A 12,448-nucleotide genomic window follows, 5' to 3' on the forward strand; every position below is an offset into this window, starting at 1 on the left:
GCCGAAACCGCCCGGGAGCGCGGAGCGGAAAGCGGTTGAATGAGCGGCCGGCGGGCGCGGCGATCAGGAGTGGAATCGCTGCGCCCAGAGCCAAGCCTGCATTCTATTGAGCAAGTGGATGGATTGATCATTCCGCTTTTGCGGTTTGCTGCAGACCACCATGCGCCCGCGAGCCGCTGCACGGCAGAGCCGGGATCAGGCCTTGCAGCTCATGGTGGAAGGCCGGGCCGGAGCGCGTCGGGCCAGCAGCACCAGGCCCAGTCCGGCCGCCGCCAGCGCGGCGCCGGCCAGGGGCACGGCCTGATAGCCCTGGCCCGCGGAGAGGACGCCGGCGCCGGCGGCCGCACCGATGGCGTTGCCCAGGTTGAAGGCGCCCACATTGACCGAGGAAGCCAGGCCAGGGGCCTGGGAGGCCGCCTGCATGACGCGCATCTGCAGGGGCGGCACCACGGCGAAGGTGGCGAAGCCGAACAGCAGCAGGCCGGCGGCTGCGCCCGCATGGGTCTGGGCCAGCAGCGGGAAGCTGAGCATGCTGACGATGATCAGGCCCAGGAACAGCATCAGCGAGCCGTCCAGGGAGCGGTCCGCCAGCCGTCCGCCGGCGATATTGCCCAGGGAGAAGCCCACCCCGATCAGCGCCAGCATGGCCGTGATGAAGCCCGGCGAGGCCTGCGTCAAGGCGACCAGTGTGGGCGCCACGTAGGTGTACAGGGTGAACATGGCGCCGGCGCCCAGCACCGTGGCGGCCAGGGCCAGCACGACGTTCTTCTGGGTCAGCACGGCAAGCTCGGCGCGGATGTCGGGGCGGCGGCCGGCTTGATCACGAGGCAGGGCATAGGCCAGCGCGGCCATGGCAAGCACGCCCAGCGCGGCCGTGGCCGCGAAGGACAGGCGCCAGCCTATGGTGTTGCCCAGCCAGGTGGCGGCAGGCACGCCGCCGATGTTGGCGATGGTCAGACCCAGGAACATGGTGGCGACGGCGCTGGCTTGCTTGTGGCGGGGCACCAGGCTGGCGGCGGTCAGCGAGCCAAGGCCGAAGAAGGCGCCGTGGTTCAGGCTGGTGACCAGGCGCGCCAGCAGCAGCGTCCAGTAGCCCGGAGCCATGGCGGCCAGCAGATTGCCCAGCGTGAAGATGGCCATCAGCACGATCAGGGCGCGGCGGCGCGACCAATGCGCCAGGGCCAGCGTCATCAGCGGGGCGCCGACCATCACGCCGATGGCGTAGGCGGTGATCAGCATGCCGGCGGAAGGAATGGACACATCCAGTCCCTGGGCGATGGCGGGCAGCAGGCCTATGGGCGAGAATTCGGTGGTGCCTATGCCGAAGGCGCCGACCGCCAGGGCCAGCAGGGCCAGTCCGGAGGAAGGAGTTTTCATGGTGCGCGATCCTGTGTCGGGGCGGAATGCCTGTTTGAGTCAGGTACGCATTGTGCCCGGACTATTTTTGCTTAAAAATGGGGTCTGGTACAAAATTCCTTTGCCGAAAAATCAACAATGAAGATCACCCTGGAAGAAATGCAGGTGTTCCTGGCCGTGGTGGACAGCGGCACCCTGACGTCGGCGGCCGAGCAATTGGGCCAGACGGCCTCCGGCGCCAGCCGCAGCCTGTCCCGCCTGGAGAGCAAGCTGGCCACCACGCTGCTGCGGCGCACCACGCGGCGTCTGGAGCTGACCGAGGAAGGCATGGCGTTCCGCGCCCAGGCCAGGGACATCCTGGACTCGGTGGAGCGCCTGGAGGAGCAGATGGCTGCCCGCCAGGGGCAGCCGGCCGGCGTGCTGCGGGTGGATGCGGCTTCGCCCTTCATGCTGCACGTGGTGGTGCCCCTGATCGCGGGCTATCGGGAGCGCTATCCGGCCGTGCAGCTGGAACTGAGCAATAACGAGGGATTCATCGACCTGCTGGAGCGTCGCACGGACGTGGCGCTGCGCATCGGAGAACTGAAGGACTCCACGCTGCATGCGCGGACCATCGGGCGCAGCAGGCTGCGTGTGCTGGCCAGCCCGGAATACTTGGCGCGGCATCGCGCCCCGCAACGCGCGCGCGACCTGTACTGTCATGCCCTGCTGGGATTCAGCCAGCCTGAGTCCCTGAACGAATGGCCCTTGATGGACGGCGACAAGCGCCTGCACGTGCGGCCCACCTTGCGCGCGTCCAGCGGCGAGACCCTGCGCCAGCTGGCGCTGGATGGCAACGGCCTGGTGTGCCTGTCCGATTTCATGACCGGCCAGGACCGTCGCGAGGGCCGCCTGGTGCAGGTGCTGGAGGACCAGACCGTGCCGGTCTTCCAGCCCGTCAATGCGGTGTACTATCGCCAGACGGCCATCGCCGCCCGGATCGCATCCTTCGTGGACTATCTGGCGCAGCAGGTGCGCGAACGGGGCCTGGAGCTGTGACCCAGGCCCGGCCGGAATCTCAGAGCTGCTTGAGGTCGATGCGCAGCACGCTGTCCAGCGCGGTCAGCGAGCCGTCCAGGGTGTTGCCGACGTACAGGGTGTGGGTGCGCGTGTTCAGGCCCACCGCAAAGGCGCGGCGCCCAGTACGGATGTGAGGATCAGTTTCAGCGAAGCTGCACGTGGCGAAGTCATGGTTTTCCTTTTCTTGTGTTGCACAGTGGCGAGGCGGGCGCGTCTTGCGCCCCTTCGATGAAGACGTTCGAGCCGGCCTGATCCCGTCATCACCAGCGATAGCGCAGGGTGGCCTTGACGGAGCGCTGGTAGCCGTACCAGCACCATTCTTCCGAGGTGCACGAGCTGATGTTGCGCTTGTCGAACAGGTTGGAGACGTTCAGCGTCACATCCATGCCTTTCAGGGCGGGGCTGGCCCGGCCCAGGTCATAGTCCAGGGCCATATCCACCAGCGTGCTGGCCGGCACCTTGAAATCATTGTAGGAGCCGCCGTAGCTGGTGCCGCGATAGCGCAGGCCGGCGGCCATGCCCAGGCCGCTCAGGGGTCCGGACTGCAACTGGTAGCGGGCCCAGACGGAAGCCTGGTGCTTGGGGATTCCGTAGGGCGTCATTCCTTCCAGGCTGGCTCGGCTGGGCGTGGCATTGTCCTTGGTGTATTCATTGGCGATGTAGGAATAGTTGGCGATCAGGCTCAGGCCCTTGGCGAACTCGCTGCGGGCTTCCAGTTCCAAGCCCTGCGTGCGCACTTCGCCGGTCTGCTCCTGGCACTTGGAACCGACGCAACCCGGAATGGTGGTCAACAGGTTCTTGCGGCGTATGTCGAACAGGGCGGCCGAATACAGGGCGCGGGCGCCGGGCGGCTGGTACTTCACGCCCACTTCGAATTGCTCGCCGCGCAGGGGATCGAAAGGCCTGTCCTGGGCGTCGGTGCCCGACTGGGGCTCGAAGGATTCTGCATAGCTGAAGTAAGGGGCGATGCCATTGTCGAAGTTGTAGATGACGCCGACCCGGCCCGTGAAGGCCTTGGCGCGCGTCGCCGAAGGGGTGATGGCGCCGGTGGCCAGGCTGCGCGCTTCCGAGACGGTCCGGGACCAGTCGTAGCGGCCGCCCAGCAGCAAGGACCATTTGTCGATCTGGATCTGGTCCTGCAGGTAGATGCCGGTATGGTACTGGCGCTGGCGCGTGTCGCTGATCCAGTTCACCGGGCCTATGGGCTGGCGGTAATCAGGATTGAAGATGTCCAGAGGGGGCGCCGGGTCGAAGCTGCTGGCCAGCGTGTCGGACTGCAGGTGGGCGAAGTCCACCCCGGCGACCAGCGTGTGGTCCAGCGCGCCGGTGGAGAAACGCCCCTGTATATGGTTGTCCAGCGTATAGCTGTCCATGTTGACGTCGGTGCCGCCCTTGCTGCGTTTCAGGTAGCGATAGTCGCTGGCGCCGGGCAGGTAGCCGTTGGAATACACGCTGCGGTAGACGCCCTCGGCATGCAGATAGCGCGCCTGCGAACGCACGGTGACGGCCGGATTGAAGCGGTGCTCGAATTCGTAGCCAATGGAGTGGTGGCGGCGGTCGCTGGTCTCGAAGCCGGCGTCGCCGTCGTAGAAGCCGGGGTCCAGGCGTATGCCGTCGGGCGCGTCGAACACGCTGCGCACGCCGGGCACCGAGCCGTAGGACCCCATGTGCGGATCGCGCTGGAAATTGGCGAGCAGGGTCAGGCGGGTGTCGGCCGATGGCTGCCAGGTCCGGGCCGGGGCGATGAAATAGCGTTCCTCGCGGGTTTCGTCGATCTGGCCGTCGGACTTGTAGACCGAGCCCGTCAGGCGATAGAGCCACTGTTCGTCCTGGTCAACGGCCCCGGAGAAGTCCATGTTGGTGCGGCGATAGCGGTGATCGCCCAGCTGCAGTTCGACTTCGTTCAGGCGTTCGCGGGTCGGGCGCTTGCTGACCTGGTTGACCACGCCGCCCGGGCCACCCTGGCCGAACATGACCGAGGAAGGCCCTTTCAGCACATCCACGCGCTGCAGCCGGTACGCGTCGACCTGGGGCAGGGCGTCGCGCGAGCCGAAGATGCGCATGCCGTCCAGCAGGGTGGTGGCGGAGAAACCCCGCACATTGAACTGGTCCAGGCGGGACGCGACCGCGCCGCGCGTCTCGGGCGCCACGCCGGAGGTGTAGCGCAGCACCTGGTTCAGGGTCTGCGCGCCTTGTTCGCGCATCTGGTCCTGGGTGATGACGGAAATGGACTGGGGAATCTAGATGAGGGGCGTATCGGTCCTGGTGGCCGTGACGCTGTCCTGGGCGACGTAGCCGACCGGTTCTTCCTGGGCGGAGCTCTTGACGGTGATGGGCGCCAGGGTGGCGCTCTCGCCCGCATTCTGCGCCTGGGCGGTTGTGAAGACGGAAGCAACGGCGATGGCGGCGCAAGCCTGTTTGGATGATAGCGACGGCGAAGGCACAGAATATCCCCATAAATATTAATGATAATGATTCGCATTAGTTTTTTATTATCAGAAAATTTGGGAAGGGAGGCAAGACTGAAAACGTAAATAAACCGTCGGCAGTGGAACAGTCGGAAAGACGCTGGAACGGCTGCTCAAAAAAAAGCCCGCCGGGCGGCGGGCTGGAGTGCGGGGTCAGTCCAGTCTGAGCCCGTCGTTCGGACCCATGCCGAAGCGCTCCTTCCAGGCGTCGAACACGGCGCGTTTCTCGGGCAGCGGCAGGTGTTCCACGGTGATGCCCTGTTCGCCGAACTGGCGCTGCATGCGCTCATACAGATGCGCCGTGGACCAGCCGTAGGGCGCGCCTTCATCGTCGCCGGCGCAGTAGACCACGCGTTCCACCCCGGCGGCTATCATGGCCGACATGCACATGGCGCAGGGGATGCCGCTGGCGTACATGGTGGTGCCGGGGTGGCTGCTCTCGCGCCATTTGCGGCTGGCGTTGCGCAGCGCCTGGATCTCGGCGTGGGCGGTGGGATCGTGGTCGACATAGGTTTCATTCACGCCTTCGGCCAGCACCTGGCCGTCGCGCACCAGCACCGCCCCGAAAGGCTGGCCGCCGCGCGCCACGTTTTCTTCCGCGATGCGGATCGACTGCATCAGATAGTCTTTATCGTTCATGGTTGACTCCTTGGGTTACCACAATTGCCCTTTGCGGATCTCGCTGAGCAAGATCCCGACCAGAAAGAGCAGGGTGCATCCGACGCCTGCGATGGCGCCGATGATGATGAGGCTGAAAATGGACTGGTTGAAGTTCAGGATGAGTTCGGTCATGTCGGTCTCCGGGCGGGCTCAGCGGCTCGCGGGCTCGTGGTCCAGCTGGCGCCATTGGAAGGCGCGGTTCGGATTCATCAGGGTGCTCAGGTAGACCACCAGGCCCGACAGCACGGCCGAGACGATGGCCGCGGCGTAGGGCGAGATCCAGAAATAGGCTGCCAGTCCTGCCAGGGTGCCCAGCAGCATGGCCCAGAAGGCCGAGCCCTGGTTGGTCTCGCGGGTGTAGATGCCGAAGACGATGGGCCAGATCATGGCGGCGACCGCCGGGCCGGTCAAGAGCAGCACCAGGTACATGGATTCGTAGGGGTTCCAGGCGATGGCGGAGGTCAGCGCGGCCAGGGCGATGATGGCGTAGCGCACGTAGCGTTGCACGGTGACATCGGTGGCCTGGGGATTGATCACGCCGCGGTAGATGTCGTTGACGATCAGGCCCGCCGCGCCGGTCAGCAGCGAACTGCCGGTGGAGGCCAGGGCCGCATAGATGATGACCAGCACCAGCACCGCGCCGCCCGCGCCCATGATCTGCGACACCACGACGGGGAAGATCATGTTCACCTGGGGCAGGCTGTATTTCTGGCTGATGGCGATGAAGGCCAGGGAGCCCGCCACGATGGGCACGGCGAACCAGATCAGGCCGGCCAGCACGAAGGAGCGCGAAGCGGTGCGTTCGCTGGAAGCATATACGCGCTGCCACCAGATGTTGCTGTGGAAGATCTCGCCGCAGCCGAACAGGAAATTGCCGCCCACGAACATCAGGCCGGCCGCGGTCAAGATGTTCAGCGTGGAGGGACGCAGCTCGGAGGTCCGAGTGTAGATCTGGCCCAGGTCGAAGTTCCAGTAGGACCAGGCCGCCACGGCGAACAATGTGCCCAGGATGATCAGGCTGAGCAGGAAGTCGGTGGCCAGGATGGCCTTCAGCCCGCCCTTGAGCGTGTAGTAGGTGCACACGGCCATGATGGTCAGCATGCCGATCTTGTAGTCCACCCCCGAGAGCGCCTGCAGCAGGATGCCGCCGGCCATGGCCTGGGTCACCAGAAAGCCCAGGAAGTAGTACACGGCCAGGATCAGGTACAGCTTCCAGGCCAGCGAGCCATAACGGCGGCGGATGAATTCACCGCTGGAATAGCCTTGGGGCATGAGTCGCTTGATGCGGCTGGCAAGCGGGGCGAACATGGCCAGGGACAGCCCCATGGTGCTGATGGCCAGAGAGCCGATCAGCCCCACGTTGTAGGCCAGTTCGGGCGCCGCCATGGTGGTGTTGCCGGTGATCCAGGCCGCCACCAGAGTGGCGGTGCCCAGGGCCAGGCCCACGTTGCGGCCCGCGTACAGGAAGTCATTGGCATTCTTGACATGGCGCTTGCTCACGTAGACGCCAAAGCCCAGGATCAGCGCGGACATCAGGCCGATGATGGCCAAGGCCATGCCGGGAGAAATGAAGGTCGTTGCCATGGTCATTGCTCCTTGGCGAGGTCGTCTTCCTGCTTGTAGCGGAAGTAGTTGCGCATGATGTACCCCACCAGCAGCAGCGAGGTTCCCGCCCCTAGGGCAAAAATGAAAATTGCCAGGCCGTATTCGGACATAGCCGTCTCCTCCACGCCTGTGTCGGCGTGTTGTCTTGGTTCACACGGAAAGTGCGCGCCCCGCCGGGGCGGGGATGCGCGTCAGCGTGGCCCGCCGGCGCATGCCGGCCGGGCGTCACGTTCTTGTCTCTCCGGCGTGCCCATTCTGCGTTATTGTTGTCGGCGTTCCGAAGCGGCTGGGGTCTGATGATGCGACATCAGATTGTCGAATTTTTTCTTCAGTAATGTATACAACTTGGGAACAAATTATAGGCGTAAAACAATACCGCGGTACTAGCGTTTTCCCTTAAGCCTTGTCTTCTATGCCTTGGCCAGGCCGGGGAGTATTGGTCTGGATGTGAGCTTTTCTTGCTGAGGTTTGGCTGACATTCTCGTTTGGCTGATATATAGTGTCCGTAAATTCTCTAATATTGGGTACGAATTTATCTATTTATTGGATACAAGATGAGCAAGAAAATATCTCATGAACCTGTGCTGAATGCGGCGGACGAATCCCGCCAGACCAAGGATGACGGCATTTTCGCTCATCTCTACGCGGCCATCGTGGGGCTGCAGCTTGAACCGGGCACCAAGCTGCCCGAGGATACCTTGGCCGAAACCTACGGAGTCAGCCGCACCAGCATCCGCAAGGTGCTGCAGAAGCTGGCGCACAAGGGATTGGTGGACGTACGCATGAACCACGGCGCCAGCGTGGCCCAGCCCACCTTGAAGGACGCCCGCGACCTGTTCGCGTCGCGCCAGATCGTCGAGTGTGGCGCCATCGCCTACATCGTCCCCAAAGCCACGCCGGAGCGGCTGGCGGAGCTGGAAGCCTTTCTGGAGCAGGAAAGCCAGGCCGAAAGCGAAGGCGACCGGCGCCGCGCCATCTATCTGTCGGGTCAGTTTCACCTGGCCCTGGCGCGCCTGGCGGACAACGAAATCATCAGCCATTTCCTGGGCGATCTGGTGGCGCGCACCTCCCTGGTCATCGCCACCTTCGGCGCGCCGCATAGCTGCGGATGCCCGCCCAGCAAGCATGCCGAGATCCTGCCCTTGCTGCGCGAACAGCGCGGCGACGAGGCGCGCGTCTGGATGGAAACCCATCTGAAGGACGTCGAACGCAGTGTGGTGCAGGAGCCCAGCGCCGCCGAGCCGTTCGACCTGAAGTCCGTGCTGAGCCAGTTCGATTCCCGGGCGTATCAATCCCTGTTCCCGGCAGGCAAGACCATGACACAGAAAAAACGGAGACCTTGAATGCAGATTCGGCTGATCAATCCCAACACGACCGCGTCCATGACGCACAAGATCGAGCAGGCGGCCCGCAGAGTGGCCGCCGCCGGCACGCGCATCAGCGCCAGCAATCCGCGCAGCGGGCCGGTGTCGATCGAGTCCCATTTCGACGAGGCCATCAGTGCGGTCGGCGTGCTGGAAGAGATCCGCCAGGCCCAGCAGCAGGGCGGGGCCGACGCCTACATCATTGCCTGTTTCGGTGACCCGGGCCTGCTTGCGGCGCGCGAACTGACGCGCGCGCCCGTCATCGGCATCGCCGAAGCGGCATTCCATGCGGCCAGTTTCATCAGTACGCGCTTTTCCATCGTCACCACGCTGACCCGCACCTGCGTCATCGCCGAGCATCTGCTGCAGATGTATGGCTTCCAGGGGCATTGCAAGCGCGTGCGCGCAGCGGAAATCCCGGTCCTGGAACTGGAGGAGCAGCCGGGCCTGGCGCTGGAGGCCATCATCGCCGAATGCAAGCGCGCTCGCGACCAGGACGGCGTGGGCGCCATCGTGCTCGGTTGCGGCGGCATGGCGGACCTGACCGAACAGATCTCCCATGAAGTGGGCCTGCCCATCGTCGAAGGGGTGGCCGCCGCGGTCAAGCTGGCCGAGGCGCTGGTGGGCCTGGGCGCGCAGACCAGCAAGCACGGCGACCTGGCCTTTCCCGTCAGCAAGGCGTTCACGGGGGAGTTCGCCTATCTGTCGCATGCGCAGCACGAGGCTGGCGCACGGGCCAGGGTGTAAAGGACCGGACAATAAAAAAAACCCGCTGCAAGGCAGCGGGTTTCTTGCGTGGCGCCGATGATCAGCGGGCGCCGCCGATCGTCAGGTTGGCGTGGCGGTTCACGTCTTTGTACAGCAGGTAGCGGAAACGGCTTGGGCCGCCGGCGTAGCAGGCTTGCGGGCAGAAAGCGCGCAGCCACATGAAGTCGCCGGCTTCCACTTCCACCCAGTCCTGGTTCAGGCGGTAGACGGCCTTGCCTTCCAGCACGTACAGGCCGTGTTCCATCACGTGGGTTTCGGCGAACGGGATCACGCCGCCGGGTTCGAAGTTCACGATGTTCACGTGCATGTCGTGGCGCATGTCGGACATGTCCACGAAGCGGGTGGTGCTCCAGCGGCCTTCGGTGTCAGGCATCACGAGGGGCGTAATGTCCTTTTCGTTGGTCACGAAGGCTTCGGGGGCGTCCAGGCCGTCCACGCGCTGGTAGCGTTTGCGGATCCAGTGGAAGTTGGCCAGGTCGTTGGAGCGGTTGTGCAGCGTCCAGTTGGTCGAGGGAGGCAGGAATGCGTAGCCGCCTTCTTCCAGGATGTGCTTGGTGCCGTTCAGGACCAGTTCCAGCTGGCCCTTGACCACGAAGATCACGCCTTCGGCTTCAGGGTCGGCTTCAGGGTTGTTGCTGCCGCCGTTGGGGCTGACTTCGACGATGTACTGGGAGAAGGTCTCGGCAAAGCCGGACAGGGGGCGGGCCAGAACCCACAGGCGGGTTTTTTCCCAGCCGGGCAGGAAGCTGGTCACGATGTCCTGCAGCACGCCCTTGGGCAGCACGGCGTAGGCTTCGGTGAACATGGCGCGGTCGGTCAGCAGTTGCGTCTGGGGTGGGTGACCGCCGGGAGGGGCGTAGTAATTGACTTTGGACATAACGATTCCGATGGAGATTCAGTTAGAAACGCCTGTCGCGCTGCACGGCGCGGACGGTGCCGGCCTCCTGGCGGAAGAGGCACGCCGTCGTTTCAATGCGCGGGGACAGGTACACGATAGCGATGTGCGGCCATATGTACAAATTAAATGTATTAATTCCAAGTATTTGCTTTTCAAATGCTAGTTTTTATGCCGCTGCTCGAAAGGGCAAGTCTGGAATTCTGGAGCCTTGGGCAAGGGTAAAACCTTGTCAGGAATGAGAATGTGCCTGAACGTGTCGCCGCCGGCAAGCGGCGGCGACGCGCTTGTGCAAGCGGCGGACGGATGCTAAAAGTCCAGAAGATCATTAGGAAAGCAAATGTTGTCATGATTTCCATCGAAAAAGCAAATAGGCCTCTGTATGACCTGGACCTGCTGCGCGCCCTGCTCACCGTGGTCGATTGCGGCAGTTTCACCACGGCGGCCGCGCGGCTGCATTCCACCCAGTCGACCATCAGCCAGAAGGTGCGGCGGCTGGAGGACATGGTGGGACACCGGCTGCTGGAGCGCGGCAGCCGCGGGGTCAGCACGACGGAAGCGGGCCAGACCCTGATGGGGTACGCACGCCAGATGCTGGCCTTGAACGACCAGTTGTCCGAGGCCCTGTCCGGCGCCTTCGTCACGGTGACAGTGCGCCTGGGCGTGCCGGAGGATTTCACCAGCGGCCGCACGACGCAGGCCCTGGCGGGCTTCAACCGGCGCTTTCCCCAGGTCAAGCTGGAGGTCACCAGCGGCTTGAGCAGCGACTTGATGGCGGCCTACGACGAGGGCGAACTGGACCTGGTGCTGGTCAAGCAGCGCCACAATACGCGCGAAGCCGTGGCCTGCATGCCGGAGATGACCGCCTGGGTGGACAGCGCGGCCCATCCGGTGTTCCACCTGGATCCCATTCCCCTGGTGACCTTCCCGCGCCGCGGCGTGTACCGGGAGGAGATCATCAGCGCGGTGGAGTCGTTGGGACGCCGCTGGCGCATCAGCTTCACCAGCTCCAGCCTGAGCGGCATCCAGGGCGCCGTGGCCGATGGCATGGGCATCAGCCTGCTGCCGCGCCGGGCCGTCACCAGCGACCATGTCGAACTGGGGCGGGCCCAGGGTCTGCCGGTGATCGACGCCTTTGAGCTGGCGATCCTGCACAGGCCCAACGCCGACGATATGGTCAAGGCGCTGGCGCGTGTGCTGGTGGACATGCTGGCGCCCGAGCGCCGGCCCCGGCTTCAGCTAGACATCTAGGGAGCGGAGCGCCAGCGCGTCTTTCAGCAACTGAAGCACGGCCGGCGGCAGCCATGTGCCTTCCTGCAGTCCGGGCTCGGTGTCCTGCGCCAGACGCAGGCTCTTGGCGGCGGCTGCATCCAGGGTATAGCGTTGCTGCAGGGCCAGCCAGCGATCCAGCAAGGCCTGGGTCCGGGGGTGGGCGGGCGCATCGCCGCGCTGCACGGCGTTCAGCAGGTCCGCCATGAGATCCGGCCACAGCGGCAGCGCATCGGGGTAGTGGGCGCTGAGGTAGGCGAAGGCCTCCGGGCTCAGGTAGGACTGGAACAGGGTCAGGCGGTGATGGGCATAGGCCCGCAGCAGATACTGATCCAGCTCCGGGCTCAAGCCGGTACGCCGGCCCAGGGCGGGTTCGTCCTTGAACATGCGCCGCAGTTGCTGGAACAGGGCGGGGTCGCGCCGGGTTTCCTCTTCCAGCGCAATCATCCATTGACGCGCGGCGCGGCGCGCGCGGGGATGGTCGGCGGGTACGCCGCTCAGACGCAGGCGCTCCAGGCCCTGCAGCCGCCGCCTCCATGGCGCGCGCAAGCGTCCGTCCGCTTCCAGCAAGGGCGGGGCCTGCTTGTCCTGCGGAGCCAGGTAGCGATTGCACAGGGCGATCAGTTCCAGACGCCCGTGCCAATCGGAGGACGTACCCGTCGTATCAAGCAGGCTGGACAGGCCGTCGCGCATCTGCCGCTGGCGCTCGATCTCCTGGTCCAGTTGCTGGATGTGGCGCCGCAGCAGGGGAGCGATGTCCTGAGGCTGCTCATCGAGCAGGCGGCCTATCTGCGCCAGCCCCAGGCCCAGCGAGCGCAGCGCCTGGATGTGCTGCAGGCGGGCGATGTCTTCCCGGGCGCACAGGCGATAGCCCGCGGCGCTGCGATGGCGCGGCCGCAACAGGCCGATGTCGTCGTAATGGTGCAGGGCGCGCAAGGTCATATGGACGCGGCGGGCCAGTTCGCCGACGCGCAGCAGCGCCGGGGGAGAGGCTGGGGTCATGA

At 64.9% G+C, this 12,448-nt stretch carries 13 protein-coding genes; 4 read left to right on the forward strand and 9 right to left on the reverse strand.

The genetic code is table 11. The features are described 5' to 3' along the window. Positions 1-195: 195 nt before the first annotated feature. Positions 196-1,377 carry an MFS transporter gene (locus ACWPWO_RS03025; protein ID WP_454004316.1) on the reverse strand — a complete coding sequence of 394 codons (1,182 nt, stop codon included), beginning with the start codon at positions 1,375-1,377 and terminating at the stop codon, positions 196-198. A gap of 117 nt (positions 1,378-1,494) precedes the next feature. On the opposite strand from ACWPWO_RS03025, the gene ACWPWO_RS03030 reads away from it, so the two are divergent. Beyond that, entirely contained in the window at positions 1,495-2,394 is a 900-nt protein-coding gene (locus tag ACWPWO_RS03030) for a LysR substrate-binding domain-containing protein (RefSeq protein ID WP_454004318.1), read from the forward strand. 281 nt (positions 2,395-2,675) lie between these two features. Here the strand turns inward: ACWPWO_RS03030 and ACWPWO_RS03035 are convergent, their stop codons facing one another. From ACWPWO_RS03035 to ACWPWO_RS03060, 6 genes are all read right to left on the reverse strand, one after another. Then, entirely contained in the window at positions 2,676-4,655 is a 1,980-nt protein-coding gene (locus ACWPWO_RS03035; RefSeq protein WP_454006248.1) for a TonB-dependent siderophore receptor, read from the reverse strand. Further along, positions 4,656-4,859: a hypothetical protein gene (locus ACWPWO_RS03040; protein WP_454004320.1), complete on the reverse strand. Its 204-nt coding sequence runs from the start codon at positions 4,857-4,859 to the stop codon at positions 4,656-4,658. A 177-nt stretch (positions 4,860-5,036) separates the two neighbouring features. Continuing rightward, on the reverse strand, positions 5,037-5,522 hold the full coding sequence (locus ACWPWO_RS03045; RefSeq protein ID WP_394063974.1) for a nucleoside deaminase: 486 nt from the start codon (positions 5,520-5,522) through the stop codon (positions 5,037-5,039). A gap of 15 nt (positions 5,523-5,537) precedes the next feature. Next, a complete protein-coding gene (locus ACWPWO_RS03050) occupies positions 5,538-5,675 on the reverse strand; it encodes a hypothetical protein (RefSeq protein ID WP_394063976.1) in 138 nt (45 codons plus the stop codon). Between the two features lie 18 nt (positions 5,676-5,693). After that, positions 5,694-7,127 carry a sodium:solute symporter family transporter gene (locus ACWPWO_RS03055; protein WP_454004322.1) on the reverse strand — a complete coding sequence of 478 codons (1,434 nt, stop codon included), beginning with the start codon at positions 7,125-7,127 and terminating at the stop codon, positions 5,694-5,696. 2 nt (positions 7,128-7,129) lie between these two features. Continuing rightward, positions 7,130-7,258, reverse strand: coding sequence for a hypothetical protein (locus tag ACWPWO_RS03060; RefSeq protein WP_394063980.1), 129 nt, complete (start codon positions 7,256-7,258; stop codon positions 7,130-7,132). Positions 7,259-7,702: 444 nt separating this feature from the next. Between ACWPWO_RS03060 and ACWPWO_RS03065 the strand changes: the two genes are divergently transcribed. Together ACWPWO_RS03065 and ACWPWO_RS03070 are read left to right on the forward strand one after the other, a co-directional pair. Beyond that, positions 7,703-8,491, forward strand: coding sequence for a GntR family transcriptional regulator (locus tag ACWPWO_RS03065; RefSeq protein WP_394063982.1), 789 nt, complete (start codon positions 7,703-7,705; stop codon positions 8,489-8,491). Further along, entirely contained in the window at positions 8,492-9,259 is a 768-nt protein-coding gene (locus ACWPWO_RS03070; RefSeq protein WP_454004325.1) for an aspartate/glutamate racemase family protein, read from the forward strand. It begins immediately after the preceding gene. Positions 9,260-9,320: 61 nt separating this feature from the next. Here the strand turns inward: ACWPWO_RS03070 and ACWPWO_RS03075 are convergent, their stop codons facing one another. Beyond that, positions 9,321-10,157: a bifunctional allantoicase/(S)-ureidoglycine aminohydrolase gene (locus tag ACWPWO_RS03075; RefSeq protein ID WP_454004327.1), complete on the reverse strand. Its 837-nt coding sequence runs from the start codon at positions 10,155-10,157 to the stop codon at positions 9,321-9,323. A gap of 366 nt (positions 10,158-10,523) precedes the next feature. Between ACWPWO_RS03075 and ACWPWO_RS03080 the strand changes: the two genes are divergently transcribed. After that, a complete protein-coding gene (locus tag ACWPWO_RS03080; RefSeq protein WP_454004329.1) occupies positions 10,524-11,426 on the forward strand; it encodes a LysR family transcriptional regulator in 903 nt (300 codons plus the stop codon). On the opposite strand, the gene ACWPWO_RS03085 is transcribed toward ACWPWO_RS03080, so the two are convergent. After that, positions 11,415-12,446, reverse strand: a complete 1,032-nt coding sequence (locus tag ACWPWO_RS03085) for a MerR family transcriptional regulator (RefSeq protein ID WP_454004331.1) — start codon at positions 12,444-12,446, stop codon at positions 11,415-11,417. The genes ACWPWO_RS03080 and ACWPWO_RS03085 overlap by 12 nt on opposite strands. Positions 12,447-12,448 lie beyond the last annotated feature (2 nt).

This window comes from Alcaligenes sp. Marseille-Q7550 (assembly GCF_965112015.1).